Here is a 20,630-nt window from a genome sequence, read left to right as displayed (position 1 = left end):
TAGGAGCCCCATGCTCACCCTTGGACAGCACCGTGTGGCGGCCCCCGTTGCTCTGCTCACCCTCGCGCTGGTCGCCAGCGGCTGCGGGAGCCGGACCGGCGACACCGACGCGAGCGCATCCGGCGGCGGCGAGTCCTGCGTCGACACGTCGGGCGACTCGGTGAAGATCGGCCTGCTGAACTCGATGTCGGGGACGATGTCGATCAGCGAGACGACCGTCCGCCGCTCCCTGGAACTCGCCGTCGAGGAGATCAACGCCGACGGCGGGGTGCTGGGCAAGCAGCTCGAGGTCGTCACCGAGGACGGCGCGTCCGAGCCCACCGTCTTCGCCGAGCGGGCCACCAAGCTCATCCAGAGCGACTGCGTGGCCGCCGTCTTCGGCGGCTGGACCTCCAGCAGCCGCAAGGCGATGCTGCCGGTGTTCGAGAGCAACGACGCGCTGCTGTTCTACCCGGTGCAGTACGAGGGCCTGGAGGCCTCGGAGAACATCTTCTACACCGGCGCGACGACCAACCAGCAGATCATCCCGGCACTCGACTACCTCAAGGACGAGCTCGGCGTGACGAGCCTGCACCTGGTGGGCAGTGACTACGTCTTCCCGCGCACGGCCAACGCGATCATCAAGGCCTACGCCGAGGAGCACGGCATCGAGATCGTCGGTGAGGACTACGAGCCCCTCGGCTCGACTGAGGGCATCCAGACCATCGTCAACCGCGTCCAGGCCTCCGGCGCCGACGCGGTCTTCAACACCCTGAACGGCGACTCGAACGTCAGCTTCTTCACCCAGTACGCCAACGTCGGCCTGACCCCGGAGACGATGCCGGTGATCTCGGTGTCCATCGCCGAGGAGGAGGTCCCCGGCATCGGGGTGGACAGGCTGGAGGGCCAGTACACGGCCTGGAACTACTACCAGACCGTCGACACCCCGGAGAACGATGCCTTCGTCGCGGCTTTCAAGGAGGCCTACGGCGAGGACGCGGTGACCAGCGACCCGATGGAAGCCGCCTACACCTCGGTCTACCTGTGGAAGGGCATGGTCGAGAAGGCCGAGTCCTTCGCCGTGAACGACGTGCAGGAGGCAGCCGACGGCGTCAGCTTCGACGCCCCCGAGGGCTCGGTCACGGTGGATGGGGACAACCACCACATCGCCAAGACCGCGCTCATCGGCCGGGTCAATGCCGACGGCCTGATCGACGTGGTCTTGTCCTCGGACGGGCCGATCGAGCCCGATCCCTGCCTGGAGGGCTACGACTGGGCCGCCGACATGGAGAAGGACGAGACCTACTGCTGACCGGCTGAGTGGGAGGTCGACCGATGGACGCCGTCCTCGGCCAGTTGTACGCCGGCATCAGCCTCGGCTCGGTGCTGCTGCTCATCGCCCTCGGGCTCACGCTGACCTTCGGGCAGATGGGCGTCATCAACATGGCGCACGGGGAGTTCCTCATGGCCGGCGCCTACACGGCGTTCGTCGTCCAGCAGGTGATCGGCAGCGCCGGTCTGGCGCTGCTGATCGCCTTGCCACTGGCGTTCCTCGTCGGCGGCCTGCTGGGAGTGCTGCTGGAGGTGTCCCTGATCAGCCGGCTGTACTCCCGGCCGCTGGACACCCTGCTCGTCACCTGGGGGGTCGCGCTGATGCTCCAGCAGCTGGCCCGGGACGTCTTCGGGGCTCCGGCCGTCGAGGTGCGGGCCCCGGAGTGGCTGCGCGGCAACGTGGAGCTGTTCGGGGTGCCGTTCACCCATGGGCGGCTGTTCATCGTGGTCGTGGCGGTCACCGCAGTGGTGGCGCTGAGCGCCGTCCTGCGGTTCACCTCCCTGGGACGGCGGATCCGAGCGGTGGTGCAGAGCCGGGGCTTGGCGGAGACGTCGGGCATCAACAGCCGGCTCACCGACCGGATGACGTTCTTCATCGGGTCCGGGCTCGCGGGGCTGGCCGGTGTGGCGCTCACGCTCATCGGCTCCACCCAGCCCTACATGGGCCAGAACTACATCGTCGACGCGTTCCTGGTCGTCGTCGCCGGAGGCGTGGGGCAGATCAAGGGCGCCGTCATGGCGGCCTTCGGGCTCGGCGTGCTGCAGGCGTTCTTCGCGTTTTCCCAGTCGGTCAGCACAGCCAAGGTGCTGCTGCTGGTCTGCGTGATCGCCTTCTTGCAGCTTCGTCCCCAGGGTCTGTTCAGCGTCCGGACGAGGAGCCTGGTGTGAGCGGGGTGTGGCGTGGCCGGGCCCTGGTGCTCGGCGGGTACCTGCTGGGGATCGTCGTCCTCTTCGGTGCGGCGCCGGCGCTGCTGAGCGACTTCCGGCTGCGGCTGCTCGCCCAGTTCCTGTGCGTGGCGATGGTGGCCGTGGGCATCGGGCTGGCCTGGGGGAGCGGCGGCATGCTCACCCTCGGCCAGGGCGTGTTCTTCGGCCTCGGCGCCTACATCATGGCGATCCACCTGCAGCTTGCCGATGCCGGACCGGGCGGCCGGCCGGCGTTCATGATCACCGGCAGCGGGGTGCCGTGGTGGTGGGAGATCTTCCGCAACCCGGTCGTCGCGGTCGGCGGCATCGTCGTCGTCCCGGGGCTCATCGCCCTGCTGCTGGGACTGGGCGTGTTCCGTCGGCGGGTCAAGGGCGCTTATTTCGCGATCCTTTCCCAGGCGTCCGCGGCGGCGTTCGCCCTGCTGCTGATCAGCCAGCAGAACACCATCGGCGGCTCCAACGGGCTGAGCAACTTCCGCTCCTTTTTCGGCTTCGTGCTCAACGACCCGGTCAACCGCCGGATGCTGTACTTCATCGCGGCCGGTGTGCTGATCGCGATGGTGGCGATCGTGCACCAGCTGCGCCGCAGCCGGTACGGCGAGCTGCTGACGGCGGTCCGCGACGGGGAGGAGCGGGTCCGGTTCCTCGGCTACGACCCGGCGCTGGTCAAGGTCGTCGCCTACGTCGTGGCGGCGGTGTTCGCCGCCATCGGCGGTGCCCTGTTCGTGCCGATCGTCGGGATCATCTCGCCGAACAACGTGGGGGTCGTGCCGTCCATCGGCTTCCTCATCGGCGTCGCCGTCGGCGGCCGGGCCACGCTCCTAGGGCCGGTGCTCGGCTCGCTGGCCGTCTCCTACGCGGGCAGCACCCTGTCGGAGAACTTCGAGTCCGGGTGGATCTACCTCCAGGGTCTGCTCTTCGTCCTCGTCGTCGCGTTCCTCCCCGGCGGCATCGGCTCGCTGGGCGGGGTACTGCGGGGGCGTCGTCGCGTCGGCGTCGGCACGCTCGCCGAGGAGAGCCGGGGGCACGGACCTGACGATTCCGATCCACCGCTGGTGGACGACGCCGATCCCGAGCGAGCCCCGGCCGACGTCCACAGCGGGAGGCCGTGATGCGGGAGGACTACCTGGAGATCAAGGACCTGCGGGTCAGCTTCGACGGTTTCGTCGCCGTCGACGGCGTGGACCTCACCGTGTTGCAGGGCGACCTCCGCTTCCTGATCGGCCCCAACGGCGCGGGCAAGACCACCCTGGTCGACGCGGTCACCGGCCTGGCCGCCGCCACCGGCTCGGCGAAGTTCGACGGCATCCAGCTGCTCGGGAAGAAGGAGCACCAGATCGCCCGGGCCGGTGTCGGGCGCACCTTCCAGACGGCCAGCGTGTTCGAGCAGCTGACCGTGCTGCAGAACCTGGACATCGCGGCGGGAGCGGGTCGCCGGCGGCGCTCCCTGCTGCGGGCCAGGACCTCCGTCCCCGACAACGTGCAGCTGGCGATGGAGACCACCGGGTTGACGGCGTTGCGCGACCGGCCGGCCGGGGAGCTCGCGCACGGGCAGAAGCAGTGGCTCGAGATCGGCATGCTGCTAGTGCAGAGCGCCACGGTCCTCTTCCTCGACGAGCCGGTCGCCGGCATGAGCGCGGAGGAACGCGAGCAAACCGGCGAGCTGCTCCGCCGGGTGCGGCGGGACCACGTGGTGGTCGTCGTCGAGCATGACATGGAGTTCCTGCGCGCCTACGCCGACTCGGTCACCGTGCTGGCTGCCGGCAAGGTCCTGGCGGAGGGCACCTACGCCCAGGTCCAGGCCGATCCACGCGTGCAGGAGATCTACCTCGGCCCCGGACACCAGCAGCCCGACGACCAGGTGGTGCACTGATGCTCGAACTGCACGACGTCCACATCGCCTACGGGCGGACCGAGGTGGTGCACGGCGTCTCCGTCGTCGTCCCTCCCGACGGCGTGGCCGCGATACTCGGGCACAACGGCGCAGGCAAGACGACGGTGCTGCGCGCGGCGGTCGGTCTGCTGAAGCCGCGGTCGGGGCGCGTGCTGCTGAGGGGTGAGGACGTCACGGGCCTCAGCCCGCACCAGCGCGTGCGCCGGGGACTGGCCTACGTCCCGCAGGGCCAGCAGAGCTTTCCGCAGCTGACGGCGGGGGAGAACCTGCAGCTGGTGGCGGACGGCCGGAAGGACGGGCGGGCGCGCACCGACGAGGCGCTGGACCTGTTCCCGGCGCTGAGGAGCCTGCTCGCCCGCCAGGCGGGCCTGCTCTCCGGCGGCCAGCGCCAGCAGCTGGCGATCGCCCGAGCCCTGATCACCGCTCCTCGCGTGCTGGTTCTCGACGAGCCGACCGAGGGGATCCAGCCCAGCGTCGTCACCGAGATCCAGGAGGCGATTCTTGCGCTGACCCGTCGGGGCGGGTTGTCGGTGCTCCTGGTCGAGCAGCACGTCGGCTTCGCCCTGACCGCGGCCAGCACCTACTACGTCGTCGAGTCGGGACGGGTGGTCGGTACCGGCGAGGGTGGCCTAACGTCGAGCGGCGCGGTTCGTGCAGCCATGGCGATCTGATCCGACTCGGACGGGGCGATCGACGGCCGCACCAGAGTGCTGTGATCCCGCCGCGGGCCACTCGCCACGTCCACCTCGCACGGGTCGCCAGGCGGCGGTCCGCCTTGCCGCGCTGCTCAGCGGCCGACCCGGGCGCGGAGTAGGCGCGTCCACCAAGGGTGGTGTGCGACGGCCCCGGTGAACAGCGGGCCGACGACGACGTGAAAGCCGCCACCGCGTCATCTTCTGGATGACCTCTCACAGTCCTTCAGGAGTACGACGCGTTGACCGCTCGGAGCAGTATCGAGCCTGCCCACTTCCTGCACGAGCAGCTGGCCCAGGGCAGCCCTGACTTGCTGCGGCAGATGCTGACCACGTTGATCAACACTCTCATGAGCGCCGAGGCCGACGCCGTCTTGGGGATCGATCCGCGGCAAGCGTGATGCGCGACCGACATGACGGGTGAACACGATTGGGCCGGAGGAATCGGCGGATGCGCCATATTCACGTGGAGAGACCCCATCGGCCAGAGGCCATGGGGGTTCAACTCGGTGTCCGAGGGGGGACTTGAACCCCCACGCCCGATAAAGGGCACTAGCACCTCAAGCTAGCGCGTCTGCCATTCCGCCACCCGGACGAGTGCGTGGAGAAGACTACCTGACCCCCGGGGGCCGATCACGCACCCCCCGACGCCGCCGTGGTGCGTCGGGCCGAGGCCAGTGCGACCTGCCCCCGGCCGGCCCGCTTGGCGTCGTAGAGCGCCGCATCGGCCGAGGCGTAGAGCGCCCGCCGGTCCCGCGAGAAACGCGGCACGTGGGCCACGCCCAGGCTGATCGACAGGGACAGCAGGGTGCCGTCGGGCAGGGCCAGCGGCTCGGCCCGCACCGCGTGCAGCAGTTCGTCGGCGCGCCGTGCGGCGACGTGGCGGCCGCAGCCGGGCAGCAGGACGGCCAGCTCGTCGCCGCCGAGCCGGGAGAGCACGGCGTCGTCGGTGCGGATGTGGCCGCGCAGCACCTGCGCAAGGTGCACGAGGACGTCGTCGCCCACGGGGTGACCGTGCTGGTCGTTGATCGACTTGAACGAGTCGACGTCGATGAGCACCAGGGCGGTGCCTCCGGGGTACGACCGGCTCATCGCCGTCTCCAACGCCTCGTCGAAGGCCCGCCGTGTGGCCAGGCCGGTCAGGGAGTCGACCGTGAGCCGGCGCTGCAGGGCGGCGACCAGCCGCTCCTGGGTCCGGTTGGCGCGCACCAGCAGGACGGCGATCACGATCAGCAGGGCGCCGAAGAAGACGAAGTCGGCCAACGCCGCAGCGGCGGGCAGCAGCACCAGCAGGGTGAGCAGGTCGGCGGCGAGCGCGCACGCGGTGACGAGGACCACCGCGGGGGTCCGCAGGTGGACGGCGGCCCAGAGGACGGGGAGGACGAGCAGGATGGCCGCGCTCACGACCAGCAGCACCCCGGCGGTGGTGACGGCGGCACGGGGCTCTCGGGCGCCGTAGGCGCGCAACGACCTCACGGATGGGGTGATCGGCCGAAGGTATCGGACGGTGGAGTACCGGATCACTCGCACGGGTGACCGCGTGCGGGTGGCACGATCGCGCCCATGGCCGAGAACCCCGCCCCGCTCGCCGGCGCCCAGGACGAGGTCGCCGAGCTGCTCTCCGACCTCATCCGGATCGACACCACCAACACCGGGAGCACCGCCACCGGCGCGGGGGAGCGGGCGGCCGCGGAATGGGTCGCGGGCAAGCTCGACGAGGCGGGCATCGAGTCGGTCATCCACGAGTCCGAGCGCGGCCGGGCGAGCCTGGTCGCTCGCATCCCGGGGGCCGACCGCAGCCGGCCGGCGCTCCTGGTGCACGGCCACCTCGACGTCGTTCCGGCCGATCCCACCGAGTGGAGCGTCCACCCGTTCTCCGGCGAGGAGCGCGACGGGTACATCTGGGGCCGCGGCGCGGTCGACATGAAGGACATGGACGCGATGGTGCTGGCGCTGGTGCGCGACTGGGCCCGCACCGGCGTGCAGCCTCCGCGCGACATCGTGCTCGCGTACGTCGCCGACGAGGAGGCCGGCGGCAAGCTCGGCGCGCACTTCCTGGTCGACGAGCACCCCGACCTGTTCGAGGGCTGCACAGAGGCGATCAGTGAGGTCGGCGGCTTCAGCATCACCGTCCGCGACGACCTGCGCCTCTACCTCGTGCAGACCGCCGAGAAGGGTCTGGCGTGGATGCGGCTCACGGCCGGCGGACGGCCCGGGCACGGCTCCTTCGTGCACGACGACAACGCCGTCACCCGGCTGTGCGAAGCGGTGGCCCGCATCGGCGCGCACCGCTTCCCGCTCACCCTCACCCCGCCGATGCGCGCCTTCCTCGCCGCGGTCGAGGACGCCTACGGCATCGAGATCGACCCCGCCGAGCCCGAGCTCGCGCTGGCCCGCCTGGGCAGCATCAGCCGGATGATCGGCGCGGCGCTGCGCAACACCGCCAACCCGACGATGCTCGACGCCGGCTACAAGGCCAACGTCATCCCCGGCACGGCGAGCGCGACCGTCGACGGCCGCTTCCTCTACGGGCAGGAGGAGGAGTTCGAGCGCCAGCTGGCCGCGCTGATCGGCGAGGGGGTGCAGCGCGAGTGGCTGGTGCACGACCAGGCCGTGGAGACGACGTTCGACGGTCCACTGGTCGACCAGATGGTCACCGCGCTCAAGGCGGAGGACGACGGCGCCCGGCCGGTGCCGTTCACGATGAGCGGCGGCACCGACGCCAAGAGCTTCCAGCGCCTCGGCATGCGCTGCTTCGGGTTCTCACCGCTGCGGCTGCCCGCCGACCTCGACTTCGCCTCGCTCTTCCACGGCATCGACGAGCGGGTGCCGGTCGAGTCGCTGCAGTTCGGCGTCCGGGTGCTGGACCGCTTCCTCCGCAACGCCTGAGCCATGGCGTGATGCGGACGCCACCGAGCTCGCGTGGCAGCGCGGGGGCCGGGCACCCGGCGGCGCGCGCCGGACGAGCGCCAGCGAGGATGGGCGCGTGACCGACACCACTCCCGCACCCCGCCCCGGATCCGTCGCCCTGATCACCGGAGGGACCGGCGGTTTCGGCCGCGCCCTCGGCACCAAGCTGCGCGAACGCGAGGTCACCGTCGTCCTCGCCGACCTCGACAGCGAGCGCAACCGGCAGGCCGCCGCGGACCTCGGCTGCGAGTTCGCCGTCCTCGACGTCACCGACCGGGCCGCGAACGAGGCCCTCGTGGCCCGCATCGAGGCCGATCACGGCCGGCTCGACGCCGCCTACCTCAACGCGGGCATCTCCGCGGCCAAGAGCGACGACGTCCTGGACCTGGACGAGTTCATGCGCGTGGTCGACATCGACCTCTTCGGCGTCGTCTACGGCGTCGCCGCGGCCCGCCCCGCGATCAAGCGCGCCGGTGGTGGGGCGATCGTCGTCACCGCGTCGCTGGCCGGTCTGTCGCCCATGGCGACCGACCCGGGCTACAGCGTCGCCAAGGGCGGGGCCATCGCGTTCGTGCGCTCCATGGCTCCGCGGCTGGCCGCCGAGGGGACGACGATCTCCGCGATCTGCCCCGGGTTCGCCGACACCGCGATCATCGACCGGATCCGCGACCAGTTCACCGCGGCGGGCTTCCCCGTCCTCACCGCCGAGGAGGTCGCCGACGCGATGATCATGGCGTGGGGCTCGGCCGAGCCCGGTGCGGCGTACGTGGTCCAGCCCGGCGTCGGCACCGTGCCCTACAAGTTCAAGGGCGTGCCGAGCGCCAAGACGACGACCGGCGAGACCGCCGTCGTCCCGGAGGCGCTGCGCCCGCCGTCGATGCGCTGAGCGCCGGTCAGTCCTGCCGGCAGGCGTACAGGAACGCCGGCGGCACGTTCCACGGCGTCACCCGCCATCGCACCGACGAGAACCGCCTGCGCAACTCGGGCAGGAGCAACGGCGAGTACTGGATGACGACGACGCTCCCGCCCGGGGCCAGCGCGCCCGGCAGCACGTCGAGGATCCGGCGGCGCAGCCCCGCCTCCAGCGACGTGTAGGGCAGCGCGGAGACCACGACGTCGGCCCGCGCCTCCCCGAGGTGCGCGCCGAGGTTCTCCGCGGAGTCGCAGACGACCTGAACCCGCGGGTCGTCGAACCGCTCGTCGAGCAGCTTCGCCAGGCGCGGGTCGATCTCGAGGGTGACCAGCCGCGCGTCGGGGCCCAGCCGGGCCAGGATCTCCTGGGTCTGCGCCCCGGTGCCGGCGCCCAGCTCGACCACCAGCGCGGCACCGGGCACGTCGGCCATGTCCAGCATGTCCCGCACCGCCGTCCGGGAGGTGGGCAGTACCGCGCCCACCTGCCGGGGGTTGGCGAGGAACGCGCCCAGGAAGCGCACTCGGTCGGTGAGCTGCTCGATCATCAGGTCTCCCTCCGGGCCACCGGCAGGAACGGGTGGCCACTCGTCCGCACCTTGGCATGCGGCCCGGGGTCCTGGCGAGGCGAGCCGGGCCGCGTGATGGCGGTCACCCCGGGTCTGGCAAGGTCGGCCCATGCGTGCATGGCGGGTCCACGAACTCGGCGATCCCTCCCAGGTCATGTCCTTCGACGAGGTCGACCGGCCGACTCCCGGCGAGGGGCAGCTGCTGGTCAAGGTGCGGGCGGCCGCGCTGAACTTCCCCGACGTGCTCATGGCCATGGGCATGTACCAGGAGAAGCCGCCGCTGCCGTACACGCCCGGCGTGGAGCTGTGCGGCGAGATCGTCGAGACCGGCCAGCGGGTGATCGGCGGCCCGTCGGGCGGGCCGGGCGCGTTCGCCGAGTACGCGGTCATGGACGCCGCCAATGCCTGGCCGGTGCCCGAGGGGATGTCCGACGAGAAGGCGGCCTCCCTGTACCTGACCTACCAGACCGGCCACGTCGGCCTGCACCGTCGCGCGCACCTGCAGGCGGGGGAGTACCTCCTCGTGCACGCCGGCGCCGGGGGCGTCGGATCGGCGGCCATCCAGCTCGGCAAGGCCGCAGGCGCCACGGTCATCGCCACGGCTGGTGGGGCCCGGAAGACCCAGATCTGCCGTGAACTGGGCGCCGACCACGTCATCGACTACACGACCGAGGACTTCGTGCCGATCGTCAAGGAGGTCACCGGCGGGCACGGCGCCGACGTCGTCTACGACCCGGTCGGTGGCGAGGTCTTCGACAAGTCCCGCAAGTGCATCGCCTTCGAGGGCCGCATCGTCGTCGTGGGCTTCACCAGCGGAACGATCCCGCAGGCGCCGGCCAACCACGTGCTGGTGAAGAACTACAGCGTGGTCGGCCTGCACTGGGGCCTGTACCGGACGAAGAACCCGGCCGTGGTCGGCGCGGTGCACGAGGACCTCACCCGGCTGGTGCTCGACGGCTCGATCGACCCGCTGGTCGGCGCCGCCCTGCCGCTGGACCAGGCGCCCCAGGCGCTGGCCCGGCTCGCCTCCCGGGACACCGTCGGCAAGGTCGTGCTCGTCCCCTGACCGGGCCCGGCGACGCCGCGACCCGGATCCCCGCCGCCGTGCGCCGCCGGCGCCTGGCGCTAGATGACCGGCTTGGGCAGGTAGGACAGCCGCGCGCGGCGCCGCAGGATGACCTTGCGGGTGCCGTCGGCGTGCAGCTGCAGGCGCGCGAGCTCCCAGCCGCCGACGTCGGACTGCAGGCTCAGCATGGTCGCCGCCGCGGACCGGGACGTGCCCGGCGGGATCCGCAGCGGCGCGAACTCGTAGTCCCCGGGCGTGTCCATCACCTCGATTGTGCCTGCCATTGGCGGTCCGGTCACGGCTTCGTCGTCTCCCTCACACCTCCCCGCTCTGCCGGGTCGCCCGGTGGACGGCACGATGGGGGCGACCGCACCCGCTTCTCAGGGAGGACGACGTGACCGAGCCCGGTATCTCGAGCGACGTGCCCGACGCCGACCGCGCGGAGCAGGAGGCGCTCCTGGATCCGCCCGCCCCCGGCCGCGCCGGGGAGGCGACATCTCCTGCCGGCGACGTTCCGGAGGCCGACGCGTTGGAGCAGCAGCTGGCCGCCCGACCGGGTGAGGCCGGCACGCCCCGCGGGCCGATCGGCTACCGCGAGGCCGACGACGCCGACGTCCTGGAGCAGGACGCCGACGTGCCCGTCGACGAGGACGACGTCCTCACCTGACCCGCCGCGACGGTCCGCCGGCCGGTGGATTCCCGGCTCCGGCCCGCCCCGGGTCCGCCGACCGGTGAGAGCGGGCGGCGGATCCCGGGGAGGGTGGGGCGGATGAGCAGCGACGCGGACGGCCCGGCCGTCTCCGACGCGCAGGTGCAGGCCGCCGCCGAGCGATGGGCGCGCGTGGCCGGCATGCCGCTGCAGCGGCGGCACCGCGTCCCGGGCGCGACGACGCCGTCGTGCAGGTCCTCTGCGCTACCCGGGCGGCGCCGGCCCTCCGGAGCCCCAGCTCACCCGGCGATCTCGCGCAGCAGCTCCGCCAGCCGGGTGCGGCGCGGACGCACGTCCACGTCGCGGACGGCCCGGGCCAGGGCCGCACCGCTGGCGTGCACGACCGACAGGTGCCGCTGCGCCCGGGTGAGGGCGGTGTAGACCAGCGGGCGGGACAGCATCCCGCCGGCCTCGGGCGGCAGTACGACCACGACGCCCGGCCACTCCGAGCCCTGCGCCCGGTGCACGGTGATGGCCCAGCCGTGCCGCAGGTCGAACAGCGCCTGGCCGTTGACCGTGACCGGCCCGGAGCTGAAGTCCACGTTCAGCGACCCCTCGCCGGTTCCGGTGACCACGCCGACCTCGCCGTTGGCGAACCCGGTGGGCTCCAGGTCGAGGTGGTTGGCGGTCGCGACCACGCGGTCGCCGGGGTCGAAGCCGAAGACCGCGCCGTCACCGGGGTTGAGCCTCGCCTTGAGCGCCTTGTTCAGCTCGATGGTGCCGGCCGGGCCGCGGTGCACGGGGGTGACCACCTGCACCGCGGCCGGCTCGATGCCCAGCGCCCGGGGGATGGAGTCGGTGACCAGCTGCACCACCCGCCGCGAGGCCTCGGCGCTGCCGGTGGCGGGGACAACCACCACCTCGCGGTCGGGGGAGTCCACGGGTGGGAGCTCGCCGCTGCGCACCGCCGAGGCCAGCCGGGCGATCGCCCCGCCCTCCGCCTGGCGGTACAGGGTGGTCAGCTCGGTCACCGGCACGACGCCGGAGTCGATGAGGTCGCCGAGCACGTGCCCCGGCCCGATCGAGGGCAGCTGCGCCGGGTCGCCGACCAGCAGCAGGTGCGTGCCGTCCGGGCACGCCTCCAGCAGCGCCGCGGTCAGCTCGACGTCGAGCATCGAGGCCTCGTCGACCACCACGACGTCGGCGTCCAGCGGCCACTCCTCGTTGCGGGAGAAGCCACCGGAGGCGCCCTGGGCGCCGAGCAGCCGGTGCACCGTGACCGCGGGGTGGTCGGTCAGCTCCTCCAGGCGCTTGGCGGCCCGGCCGGTGGGCGCGGCCAGCGCGACGTCGGTGCCCTTGGCCTGCAGCAGCTTGACCACCGCCGCGACGGTGCGGCTCTTGCCGGTGCCGGGCCCACCGGTGAGCAGGCTGACCCCGGCCGAGAGCACCTGCGCCACGGCCTGCTTCTGCGCCTCGTCCAGCCCCTTGGCGACCGAGCGCACCGACGCCGGATCGGCGATCCGCTCCGCCGCGGCCGCCAGCCGGGCGACGCCCTCGGCCACGGCCTCCTCGGCCATGCCGAACCGGGCCAGCGAGAGCGTGCGCAGCGATGGGTCCGGCGCTGCGCCGTCCGCCCCGCCCACCCGGTCCTCATCGAACTCGGGCTCGGGAGGCTCGTGCTCGAGGACTTCGCCGGAGTCGACGGCCGCCACCACCGCCGCGGCGGGGTCGCCGATGCCCTCGGCGCGCAGCGCCGCCACGACCAGGTCGATCGGCAGGACGGTGTGCCCGTCGCGGGTCGCGGTCCGCAGCGTCAGCCCGACGATGGCCCGGCCGCGGCGGGCGTCCTGCCGGTCGGCCCCCGCGAGGACGGCGATGGCCAGCCGGTCGGCGTCCCCGAGCGTCACGCCGGGCAGCCCGAGCAGCGCCCAGGGATCGTCGCGCAGCCGCCGCGCGGCGTCGGGTCCCAGCCCGTCGGCGACGCCGGCGGCCAGCTTGGCGGGCAGCCCTGCCGTCACCAGCATCTGCACCACCTCGTACGTGGGCGCGGCGGCGAGGAAGCTGGAGAACAACCGCTCGGCCCGCTGGCGGCCCACCCGCGGCAGCTTCATCAGCCGGTCGGCGGTGACGTCGTCGGGGCCGGTGATGCCCGCGGCCGGGAGCTCCGCCGCCGTCCGCTTGCCCAGGCCGGGCCACAGCCCGGCGGTGCAGAAGGCCGCGAAGACCAGGTCCGGGCCGGGGGTGGTCGGGTCGGCCGTCACCGGTGCGACCGTCGCTCGGGATAGCTGAAGGGCGGCGCGGAGACGTCCTCGAGCGCCGTGCGGATCGCGGCGGGCAGCCGGACGCCGTCGGCGTCGAGCGAGGCCTGCAGCTGCTGGGCGGTGCGGGCGCCGACCACCGGGGCGACCACTCCCGGCCGATCGCGCACCCAGGCCAGCGCCACGGCCAGCGGGCTGGTGCCCAGGCCCTCGGCGGCGGTGATGACCGCCTCCACGATGCGGTCGGATTTCGACGACCGGAGCCCGTCGATGAATCCCTGCCACTGCGGCGCGGCACCACGGGACTCCGAGGGGGTGCTGTGCCGGTACTTGCCGGTCAGGAGCCCGCGGCCCAGCGGCGACCACGCCAGCACGCCCAGGCCCAGCGACTCCGCCGCGGGCACGACCTCCCGCTCGACCCCGCGCTGCAGCAGTGAGTACTCCACCTGGGTGCTCACCAGCGGCGTGCGGCCCGGCCACGCCCGCTGCCAGGTCGCGGCCTGGGCGGTCTGCCAGCCGGTGAAGTTGCTGATGCCGACGTAGCGCACCCGGCCCGAGGAGACGGCGACGTCGCAGGCGGCGAGGGTCTCCTCCAGCGGCGTCGTCTCGTCCCAGGCCTGCAGCTGCCAGAGATCCACGTAGTCCAGGCCGAGGCGCTCCAGGGAGGCGTCCAGCGCGGAGATGAGGTGCCCGCGGGAGGCGCCGCGGCCCATCGGCCCCGGCCCGGTGCGCCCGACGGCCTTCGTGGCGACGACGACGTCGGATCGCGGGACGACGTCGGCCAGCAGGTGACCCAGGACCCGCTCGCTCTCCCCGTCGCGGTAGACGTCGGCGGTGTCGACCAGCGTGCCGCCGGCGTCGACGAACGCCGTCAGCTGCATGGCTGCTTCGTCCTCGTCGGTGTCCCCGCCCCACGTCATCGTGCCCAGCGCGAGCCGGGACACGACCAGACCGCTGCGTCCCAACGCCCGTTGCTCCACGACCGGCCAACCTACCGCCGCCGCCCGGCCCGCACCCGGGAGCACCCGGACCTCCGGTGCGGCGCGCCCGGCCGCCCCCGGCCGGCACCTAGGGTCAGCACCCGTGCCCGAACGCTCCTGCTCCCGTCCGGCCGCCCGCCCGTCCACCGGGGGGTGCTGACGGTGGGATGGATCGAGGCGGTCGTCCTCGGCCTCGTCCAGGGGCTGACCGAGTTCCTGCCGATCTCCTCCAGCGCCCACCTGCGCGTGGTGGGGGAGGCCTTCGGCTGGGACGACCCCGGCGCGGCGTTCACCGCCATCACCCAGATCGGCACCGAGGCCGCCGTCCTGCTGTACTTCCGGCACGACATCTGGCGGATCATCACCGCCTGGGTCGCCTCCCTCGGCGGCCGCCGGAAGGGTGATCCCGACGCCCGCATGGGCTGGCTGATCATCGTCGGCACGCTGCCGATCGTCGTCCTGGGCCTGCTGTTCCAGGACTCGATCGAGACGACGCTGCGGGACCTGCGGATCGTCGCCGTCGCGCTGATCCTCTTCTCGCTCGTCCTGTTCTGGGCCGACCGTGTCGGCGCCAAGCAGCGCGAGCTCCGGGAGCTGACCGTCGGGCACGGCATCGCCTTCGGGTTCGCCCAGGCGATGGCGCTGATCCCCGGCGTCTCCCGCTCCGGCGGCACCATCACCGCCGGTCTCTTCCTCGGCTACAGCCGGTCGGCGGCGGCCCGCTACTCGTTCCTGCTGGCCGTTCCGGCGGTGCTGGGCGCGGGCTTCTTCCAGGTGTACGAGGCGCTCAGCGGTGAGGTCGCCGGTGCGGAGGTGGCCTGGGGGCCGACGATCCTCGCGACGGTGCTCGCCTTCGGCGTCGGCCTCGTCGTCATCGCCTGGTTGCTGCGCTACCTCGACCGCGGCAGCTACGTGCCGTTCGTCGTCTACCGGATCGTGCTCGGGGTGCTCATCCTCGTGCTCGTCCTCACCGGTGTGCTCGACCCGGTGGGTTCGACGGAGATCACCTCTCCGCCGGTCCCGCGCTGAGGTCAGGCGCGCGGCGGGGTTCCGCCGACCAGCGGGTCGACTCCCGCGACCGCCTAGGCTCGGCCCCGTGACCACCGTCATCCTCTTGCGGCACGGCCGGACGACCGCCAACGCCGGGGGCGTGCTGGCCGGCTGGACGCCGGGGGTGCAGCTGGACGACACCGGCCAGGCGCAGGTGCAGGCGGTGTCGGAGCGGCTGGCGAAGGTACCGCTGGCCGCCGTCGTCAGCAGCCCCCTGGAGCGCTGCCAGCAGACGGCGGGCGCTGTCCTGGCCGATCGGCAGCTCGAGCTGGCGACCGACGACCGGCTGGGCGAGGCCCGCTACGGCGACTGGACCGGCCGCAGCATCAAGGAGCTGGTCAAGGAACCGCTGTGGAAGGTCGTGCAGCAGCACCCGTCCGCAGCCGTGTTCCCCGGGCCCGAGGGGGAGGGGCTCGCCCAGACCCAGTCCCGCGCCGTGGCCGCGGTGCGCGAGTGGAACGCCCGGCTCGGCGCCGACGCGGTGTGGCTGGTCTGCAGCCACGGCGACGTCATCAAGGCGATCCTGGCCGACGCGCTCGGCATGCACCTGGACTCCTTCCAGCGGATCGTCGTCGACCCGGCGTCGATCTCCGTGGTGTCCTACACCGACACCCGGCCGTTCGTCGCGCGGATCAACGACACCGGGGGCGACGTCTCGGCCCTGATCCCGCAACCGCGCAAGGGCCGCCGGCGCAAGGCGTCCTCCGACGCCGTGGTGGGCGGCGGGGCCGGCGCCCCCACCTGAGCCGTCGGGGTCGCCGTCGCCCGCGGGTCGTCCCGGCAGGTCGTCCCGGCAGGTCGTCGGCGCCCCCGCGTAACCTGGGTGCGTGTCCCGCCAGGTCCATCAATTCGATCGCCCCAGCCGGTTCGTCGCAGGAACGGTGGGGCAGCCCGGGGACCGCACCTTCTACCTGCAGGCCACCGACGACACCGGCCGCACGGTCAGCGTGGCGCTGGAGAAGACCCAGGTGCAGGTCTTGGCCGACCGGATGAACGAGCTGCTCGACGAGGTCAGCAACCGGGCCGACTCGGTGATCCCGGCCGAGGCCGACGTCGACGACCTGGAGCCGCTGACGGCGCCGGTCGAGGAGGAGTTCCGGGTCGCCGCCATGGGCCTGGCCTGGGACGGCGCCGCCGAGGCGGTCGTGGTGGAGGCCGTCGCCGCCGGCGAGGAGCCCATCGACGAGGACGCCATCCTCTCCGACAGCGACGAGGGCCCCGACGCGTTGCGGGTGACGATCACGCCGATGGCCGCGCGCGCTTTCGTGGCCCGCGCCCTCCGGGTGGTCGCGGCCGGCCGCCCGTCGTGCCCGCTGTGCTCGCTGCCGCTCGACCCGGTCGGGCACGTGTGCCCGCGGCAGAACGGCTACCGCCGCTGAGCGGCGACGCCTCGATGAGCGAGCAGCCCGCCGACCCCGGTCTCCGCCCGCCCGCCGACGACGCCGAGGTCCACCGGCTGCTCACCGAGGGCGTCATCGACGTCGAGGGCCGGATGGTGGACGCGTCCAACGTGACGCTCGTCGGCGCCATCCGCACCGACACCCTCGCCGCGGAGTGCGTCTACAAGCCCGTCGCCGGGGAGCGGCCGCTGTGGGACTTCCCCGACGGCACCCTCGCCGGCCGGGAGATCTCCGCGTACCTGGTGTCGGAGGCGACCGGCTGGCACGTCGTGCCGCCCACGGTGCTGCGGGAGGGCCCGTTCGGCCCCGGCATGGTCCAGCTGTGGATGGACGGCGACCCGGATGTCGACCTGGCCGCGTTCGTGCGCCGGGACGACCCCGCGCTGCGCCGCATGGCGATCTTCGACGCCGTGGTCAACAACGCCGACCGCAAGGGCGGGCACATCATCCCGATGCCCGACGGCCACGTGTACGGCGTCGACCACGGCATCTGCTTCTCCGTCGACCCGAAGCTGCGGACGCTGCTGTGGCGCTGGGCCGGCGAGCCGCTGCCCGCCGAGGCGCTGGCCGTCCTGGAGCGGCTGGCCGACGACCTGCGCGACGGGCTCGGAGAGCAGCTGCACGAGCACCTGACCCGCACCGAGGTGCGCTGCACCCAGCGACGGGTCACCGATCTGCTGCGCAGCGGCCGCCACCCCGAGCCGAGCGGCGAGTGGCCCGCCCTGCCCTGGCCGCCGTTCTGACTGTCGCCCTCCGGGCTCCGACCGCGGCCAGGAGACCGACGACATCCCCGCCGACCGGCGAGGGTCCGACCGCCACGGCGTCATCTGATTCCGCGGAAGGCCCGTCGCCGTCGCGGGATGGCTTCCGGTGTTACTCGAGGTCGGCGAGGCCGATCATCGCGGCGGCCTGCAGGCCGTCGCCGTCCACGGTGAGGACCTCGAGCGGCACCCGGCGCCAGACCGCGAGCAGCAGGTCGCCGGCCGTGCCCGTGAGCGCCGCGATCGGGAACGGCGCCGTGCCGGGGAACAGTGTCCGCTCCGCGTCGGCGTCCACGGCGTGGAACACCACCGGGTGCGCGTTCTCCGGCGGGCCGTCGGGCAGGGCCGCGGGCACCATGACCTCCAGCCACTCGTCCAGCCCGTCCAGGCCCACCGCCGCGGGGATCGGCCGGACGTCCCCGCGGACCTGCTCGACGTCCGCGGTGTGCACGGTCGCCTCCTGCAGCTGCCGGCGCAGGACGAAGGCGACGTCCTGCTGCGGCGCCCACGTCCACACCCGCTCGTCCGGGCCGGCCCCGGCCAGCGCCGCCTCCAGCGCGGCGCTCCGCGCGCTGCCGTAGCCCAGCAGCTCGTCGTCCGGGCGCCGGCGCGGGTGCACGTAGGCCGACCGGTCCGCCGCGCGGGTGCGCACCACCCAGGCCCAGAAGTGCTGCACCTCGGCCAGGTGCCAGACCAGGTCGGCCAGCGTCCACTCCGGGCAGCCCGGCACCCGGGCGCCCCAGCCGGAGGCCAGCACCGCCTCCGCCGCGGCGTCGGCGAACCGGGCGTCCGCCCGACGCAGGGCCGGCAGGTACTCGTCGAGCTCCATCGCTCCTCCTCGCCCCGCCCGGTGGGGGACCGGCGGCGCGCTCTCCGACGTGATGACCGGCACGGACCGGCGGGGCAGCGTCGTCGGACCTCGCCTCTAGGCTCGTGCCGTGCTCTCCTGGCCCGCTCCGCTGCTGCCGACCCTGCCCGGCACCGGCCCCGTCCTCAAGGTCCACGACACCGCCCAGCGGCAGATCGTCGCGACCACGCCCGACCGGACGGCCCGCATGTACGTCTGCGGCATCACCCCGTACGACGCCACCCACCTCGGGCACGCCGCCACGTACCTGGCCTTCGACCTGATCAACCGGATGTGGCGCGACGCCGGGCACGCGGTCCACTACGTCCAGAACGTCACCGACATCGACGACCCCCTGCTGGAGCGCGCCGACCGCGACCGGGAGGACTGGATCGTCCTGGGAATGCGCGAGACAGCGCTGTTCCGCGAGGACATGACGGCGCTGCGGGTGCTGCCGCCGGAGGACTTCGTGGGCGCCGTCGAGGCCATCCCGCGGATCGTCGCGCACATCGAGCGGCTGCTCGACGAGGGGCTGGCCTACGTGCTCGACGACGGCACCGGCGACGTCTACCACGACGTGGCGCAGGCGCCCGGGTTCGGCTCGGAGTCCGGCTACGACGAGCCGACGATGCTGAGCTTCTTCGCCGAGCGCGGGGGAGACCCCGGCCGGGCCGGCAAGCGCAACCGGCTGGACCCGTTGCTCTGGCGCGGGCAGCGCCCCGGTGAGCCGTCGTGGACCGGCCCGCGCGGCGCCGCGGGGCGGCCCGGCTGGCACATCGAGTGCGCCACGATCGCCCTGGACACCATCGGCATGGGGTTCGACGTGCAGGGCGGCGGTAGCGACCTGGTCTTCCCGCACCACGAGTTCTCCGCCGTGCACGCCGAGGCGCTCACCGCCACGAAGCCCTTCGCCCAGGCGTACGTGCACGCCGCGATGATCGGCCTGGACGGGCAGAAGATGAGCAAGAGCCGCGGCAACCTGGTCTTCGTCTCCAAGCTCCGCGGCGAGGGCGTGGACCCGATGGCCATCCGGCTCGCGCTGCTGTCGGGCCACTACCGCACCGACCGGGCCTGGACGGCGGAGCTGCTCACCGAGGCCGAGGCGCGGCTGGCGACGTGGCGCCGCGCGGTGTCCCGGCACGCCGGGGCCCCGGCCGGGGCGGTCCTGCACGGGCTGCGCGAGCGGCTGGCCGACGACCTCGACAGCCCGGGCGCGATCGCCGTGGTCGACGCCTGGGCCGAGCACACGCTGGCCGGCGGCCAGGACCTCGAGGAGCTCGCGCCCCAGGTGGTGTGCGACGCCGTCGACGCGCTCCTCGGCGTGGAGCTGCAGGTCAGCTGATGTCCAGCGCCCCCGCCGGCCCGTTCCGGTTGACCGACCGCGCGGCGCGCGAGCAGGCCGAGGAGCAGCTCGCGCCCGCCGCCACCCGGTCGGCGAGCAGCCGGGGGCGCGTCCGCGAGGAGCCCGAGGACGCGCTGCGCACCGCCTTCGAGCGGGACCGTGACCGCATCCTGCACGCCAAGGCATTCCGGCGGCTCAAGCACAAGACGCAGGTCTTCCTCAACCCCGACGGCGACCACTTCGTCACCCGGCTGACCCACACGCTGCAGGTGACCCAGGTGGCGCGCTCGCTGGCCCGGGCACTGGGCCTCAACGAGCCGCTCGCCGAGGCGATCGCGCTCGGCCACGACGTCGGGCACTCGCCGTTCGGGCACATCGGGGAGGAGGCGTTCGACCCGTACGTGGCCGGTGGCTGGCACCACGCCGCCCAGGGCGTGCGGATCGTCGAGGTCCTCGAGCACCTCAACCTGACCTGGGAGGTGCGCGACGGCATCCGGGCGCACAGCTGGAAGATCGACCCGCCGCCGGCCACCCGGGAGGCCGAGTGCGTGCGCTACGCCGACCGCATCGGCTACCTGTCCCACGACGCGCTGGACGCGGCCCGAGCCGGGGTCATCCGCACCGCCGACCTGCCGGCGCGCGCCGTCGCCGTGTTCGGGCAGCCCGGCAGCGAGATGGTGGGGACGATGATCGACGCCGTCGTCGCCGGGTCGCTGTCCCCGGCCAACGCCGCCGGCGCGGTGGTCATGGACGCCGAGGCGCTGCAGGCGATGAACGAGCTGCGCGACTTCATGTTCGCCCGGGTCTACGCCTCCGACGTCGCCGCCGGGCAGAAGCACCTGGCGATCGGCGTCATCCGCCGGCTGGTCGACCACCACCTGGCCCATCCCGAGCTCATCCCGGCGTCCTACCGCGACACCGAGGCCGACGCGCTCACCCAGGTCGTCGACTACGTCTCCGGGATGACCGACCGGTTCGCCCTCGCCACCCACGACCGGTTGTTCGGCACCGACACGTCGGCGCAGATGCGCCCGCTGCTGCCCACGAGCTGACCGGCGGAGCCGG

21 protein-coding genes, 1 tRNA gene and 1 pseudogene are annotated in these 20,630 nt (G+C 73.2%); 16 read left to right on the top strand and 7 right to left on the bottom strand.

Going from position 1 to position 20,630, the window contains the following annotated elements; genetic code table 11:
• The first annotated feature begins 10 nt into the window (after positions 1 to 10).
• The 6 genes and pseudogenes from urtA to ABC795_RS09140 all read left to right on the top strand — a co-directional run.
• A complete protein-coding gene (gene urtA / locus ABC795_RS09165) occupies positions 11 to 1,291 on the top strand; it encodes an urea ABC transporter substrate-binding protein (RefSeq protein ID WP_347056872.1) in 1,281 nt (426 codons plus the stop codon).
• Between the two features lie 23 nt (positions 1,292 to 1,314).
• Positions 1,315 to 2,199, top strand: a complete 885-nt coding sequence (gene urtB / locus ABC795_RS09160) for an urea ABC transporter permease subunit UrtB (protein WP_347056871.1) — start codon at positions 1,315 to 1,317, stop codon at positions 2,197 to 2,199.
• Positions 2,196 to 3,350: an urea ABC transporter permease subunit UrtC gene (gene urtC / locus ABC795_RS09155; protein ID WP_347056870.1), complete on the top strand. Its 1,155-nt coding sequence runs from the start codon at positions 2,196 to 2,198 to the stop codon at positions 3,348 to 3,350. Before urtB ends, urtC begins: the two co-directional genes overlap by 4 nt.
• A complete protein-coding gene (gene urtD / locus ABC795_RS09150) occupies positions 3,350 to 4,111 on the top strand; it encodes an urea ABC transporter ATP-binding protein UrtD (protein WP_347056869.1) in 762 nt (253 codons plus the stop codon). Before urtC ends, urtD begins: the two co-directional genes overlap by 1 nt.
• Positions 4,111 to 4,803: an urea ABC transporter ATP-binding subunit UrtE gene (gene urtE, locus ABC795_RS09145; RefSeq protein ID WP_347056868.1), complete on the top strand. Its 693-nt coding sequence runs from the start codon at positions 4,111 to 4,113 to the stop codon at positions 4,801 to 4,803. The genes urtD and urtE overlap by 1 nt, the downstream gene beginning before the upstream one ends.
• Positions 4,804 to 5,066: 263 nt before the next feature.
• Positions 5,067 to 5,198 (top strand): annotated as a pseudogene (locus ABC795_RS09140) (IS256 family transposase); the annotation flags it as partial.
• A gap of 136 nt (positions 5,199 to 5,334) precedes the next feature.
• Here ABC795_RS09140 and ABC795_RS09135 read toward each other — a convergent pair.
• Positions 5,335 to 5,419 (bottom strand) — tRNA-Leu (locus ABC795_RS09135).
• 38 nt (positions 5,420 to 5,457) lie between these two features.
• On the bottom strand, positions 5,458 to 6,300 hold the full coding sequence (locus ABC795_RS09130; RefSeq protein ID WP_347056867.1) for a GGDEF domain-containing protein: 843 nt from the start codon (positions 6,298 to 6,300) through the stop codon (positions 5,458 to 5,460).
• 87 nt (positions 6,301 to 6,387) lie between these two features.
• Here ABC795_RS09130 and ABC795_RS09125 point away from each other — a divergent pair, with 87 nt between their 5' ends.
• Both ABC795_RS09125 and ABC795_RS09120 read left to right on the top strand, forming a co-directional pair.
• Positions 6,388 to 7,713 (top strand): M20/M25/M40 family metallo-hydrolase, encoded by a 1,326-nt coding sequence (locus ABC795_RS09125; protein WP_347056866.1) that lies wholly within the window; start codon positions 6,388 to 6,390, stop codon positions 7,711 to 7,713.
• Positions 7,714 to 7,810: 97 nt separating this feature from the next.
• The gene (locus tag ABC795_RS09120; protein WP_347056865.1) at positions 7,811 to 8,620 is read left to right on the top strand and encodes an SDR family NAD(P)-dependent oxidoreductase; all 810 of its coding nucleotides are present in this window, start codon (positions 7,811 to 7,813) and stop codon (positions 8,618 to 8,620) included.
• Between the two features lie 7 nt (positions 8,621 to 8,627).
• Here the strand turns inward: ABC795_RS09120 and ABC795_RS09115 are convergent, their stop codons facing one another.
• Entirely contained in the window at positions 8,628 to 9,191 is a 564-nt protein-coding gene (locus ABC795_RS09115) for a methyltransferase domain-containing protein (protein ID WP_347056864.1), read from the bottom strand.
• 130 nt (positions 9,192 to 9,321) lie between these two features.
• Here ABC795_RS09115 and ABC795_RS09110 point away from each other — a divergent pair, with 130 nt between their 5' ends.
• A complete protein-coding gene (locus ABC795_RS09110) occupies positions 9,322 to 10,278 on the top strand; it encodes an NADPH:quinone oxidoreductase family protein (protein WP_347056863.1) in 957 nt (318 codons plus the stop codon).
• A 59-nt stretch (positions 10,279 to 10,337) separates the two neighbouring features.
• On the opposite strand, the gene ABC795_RS09105 is transcribed toward ABC795_RS09110, so the two are convergent.
• On the bottom strand, positions 10,338 to 10,541 hold the full coding sequence (locus ABC795_RS09105) for a DUF5703 family protein (protein WP_269194247.1): 204 nt from the start codon (positions 10,539 to 10,541) through the stop codon (positions 10,338 to 10,340).
• Positions 10,542 to 10,672: 131 nt separating this feature from the next.
• Between ABC795_RS09105 and ABC795_RS09100 the strand changes: the two genes are divergently transcribed.
• A complete protein-coding gene (locus tag ABC795_RS09100) occupies positions 10,673 to 10,945 on the top strand; it encodes a hypothetical protein (RefSeq protein ID WP_347056862.1) in 273 nt (90 codons plus the stop codon).
• Between the two features lie 281 nt (positions 10,946 to 11,226).
• Here ABC795_RS09100 and ABC795_RS09095 read toward each other — a convergent pair whose 3' ends face one another.
• Both ABC795_RS09095 and ABC795_RS09090 read right to left on the bottom strand, forming a co-directional pair.
• Positions 11,227 to 13,188, bottom strand: a complete 1,962-nt coding sequence (locus tag ABC795_RS09095; RefSeq protein ID WP_347056861.1) for an AAA family ATPase — start codon at positions 13,186 to 13,188, stop codon at positions 11,227 to 11,229.
• Complete coding sequence (locus ABC795_RS09090; protein WP_347056860.1) at positions 13,185 to 14,150, bottom strand: aldo/keto reductase; 966 nt, start codon at positions 14,148 to 14,150, stop codon at positions 13,185 to 13,187. Before ABC795_RS09090 ends, ABC795_RS09095 begins: the two co-directional genes overlap by 4 nt.
• A gap of 177 nt (positions 14,151 to 14,327) precedes the next feature.
• Here ABC795_RS09090 and ABC795_RS09085 point away from each other — a divergent pair, with 177 nt between their 5' ends.
• The 4 genes from ABC795_RS09085 (at position 14,328) to ABC795_RS09070 (ending at position 17,358) form a co-directional block, all read left to right on the top strand.
• Positions 14,328 to 15,194: an undecaprenyl-diphosphate phosphatase gene (locus tag ABC795_RS09085; RefSeq protein WP_347056859.1), complete on the top strand. Its 867-nt coding sequence runs from the start codon at positions 14,328 to 14,330 to the stop codon at positions 15,192 to 15,194.
• Between the two features lie 67 nt (positions 15,195 to 15,261).
• The gene (locus ABC795_RS09080; protein WP_347056858.1) at positions 15,262 to 15,960 is read left to right on the top strand and encodes a histidine phosphatase family protein; all 699 of its coding nucleotides are present in this window, start codon (positions 15,262 to 15,264) and stop codon (positions 15,958 to 15,960) included.
• Positions 15,961 to 16,042: 82 nt separating this feature from the next.
• On the top strand, positions 16,043 to 16,594 hold the full coding sequence (locus tag ABC795_RS09075) for a DUF3090 family protein (RefSeq protein WP_347056857.1): 552 nt from the start codon (positions 16,043 to 16,045) through the stop codon (positions 16,592 to 16,594).
• A 14-nt stretch (positions 16,595 to 16,608) separates the two neighbouring features.
• Positions 16,609 to 17,358: an SCO1664 family protein gene (locus ABC795_RS09070; protein WP_347056856.1), complete on the top strand. Its 750-nt coding sequence runs from the start codon at positions 16,609 to 16,611 to the stop codon at positions 17,356 to 17,358.
• A 130-nt stretch (positions 17,359 to 17,488) separates the two neighbouring features.
• Here the strand turns inward: ABC795_RS09070 and ABC795_RS09065 are convergent, their stop codons facing one another.
• Positions 17,489 to 18,205 carry a maleylpyruvate isomerase N-terminal domain-containing protein gene (locus ABC795_RS09065; RefSeq protein ID WP_347056855.1) on the bottom strand — a complete coding sequence of 239 codons (717 nt, stop codon included), beginning with the start codon at positions 18,203 to 18,205 and terminating at the stop codon, positions 17,489 to 17,491.
• Between the two features lie 109 nt (positions 18,206 to 18,314).
• Between ABC795_RS09065 and mshC the strand changes: the two genes are divergently transcribed.
• Together mshC and ABC795_RS09055 are read left to right on the top strand one after the other, a co-directional pair.
• Positions 18,315 to 19,565: a cysteine--1-D-myo-inosityl 2-amino-2-deoxy-alpha-D-glucopyranoside ligase gene (gene mshC / locus ABC795_RS09060; protein WP_347056854.1), complete on the top strand. Its 1,251-nt coding sequence runs from the start codon at positions 18,315 to 18,317 to the stop codon at positions 19,563 to 19,565.
• On the top strand, positions 19,565 to 20,617 hold the full coding sequence (locus ABC795_RS09055; protein ID WP_347056853.1) for an HD domain-containing protein: 1,053 nt from the start codon (positions 19,565 to 19,567) through the stop codon (positions 20,615 to 20,617). Before mshC ends, ABC795_RS09055 begins: the two co-directional genes overlap by 1 nt.
• Positions 20,618 to 20,630: the final 13 nt, after the last annotated feature.

Source organism: Blastococcus sp. HT6-30 (assembly GCF_039729015.1).
In the GTDB taxonomy this organism is placed as follows: Bacteria; Actinomycetota; Actinomycetes; order Mycobacteriales; family Geodermatophilaceae; genus Blastococcus.
Note: the sequence above shows the minus strand (reverse complement) of the source record. Positions and strands in the feature narration are given on the sequence as shown.

Coding starts and splice junctions, on each gene's coding strand:
- ABC795_RS09110 (WP_347056863.1), top strand. CDS start 9,322: ATGCGTGCATGGCGGGTCCACGAACTCGGCGATCCCTCCCAGGTCATG.
- ABC795_RS09115 (WP_347056864.1), bottom strand. CDS start 9,191: ATGATCGAGCAGCTCACCGACCGAGTGCGCTTCCTGGGCGCGTTCCTC.
- ABC795_RS09125 (WP_347056866.1), top strand. CDS start 6,388: ATGGCCGAGAACCCCGCCCCGCTCGCCGGCGCCCAGGACGAGGTCGCC.
- urtB (WP_347056871.1), top strand. CDS start 1,315: ATGGACGCCGTCCTCGGCCAGTTGTACGCCGGCATCAGCCTCGGCTCG.
- ABC795_RS09065 (WP_347056855.1), bottom strand. CDS start 18,205: ATGGAGCTCGACGAGTACCTGCCGGCCCTGCGTCGGGCGGACGCCCGG.
- ABC795_RS09055 (WP_347056853.1), top strand. CDS start 19,565: ATGTCCAGCGCCCCCGCCGGCCCGTTCCGGTTGACCGACCGCGCGGCG.
- ABC795_RS09105 (WP_269194247.1), bottom strand. CDS start 10,541: ATGGACACGCCCGGGGACTACGAGTTCGCGCCGCTGCGGATCCCGCCG.
- ABC795_RS09070 (WP_347056856.1), top strand. CDS start 16,609: ATGAGCGAGCAGCCCGCCGACCCCGGTCTCCGCCCGCCCGCCGACGAC.
- urtA (WP_347056872.1), top strand. CDS start 11: ATGCTCACCCTTGGACAGCACCGTGTGGCGGCCCCCGTTGCTCTGCTC.
- urtE (WP_347056868.1), top strand. CDS start 4,111: ATGCTCGAACTGCACGACGTCCACATCGCCTACGGGCGGACCGAGGTG.
- urtD (WP_347056869.1), top strand. CDS start 3,350: ATGCGGGAGGACTACCTGGAGATCAAGGACCTGCGGGTCAGCTTCGAC.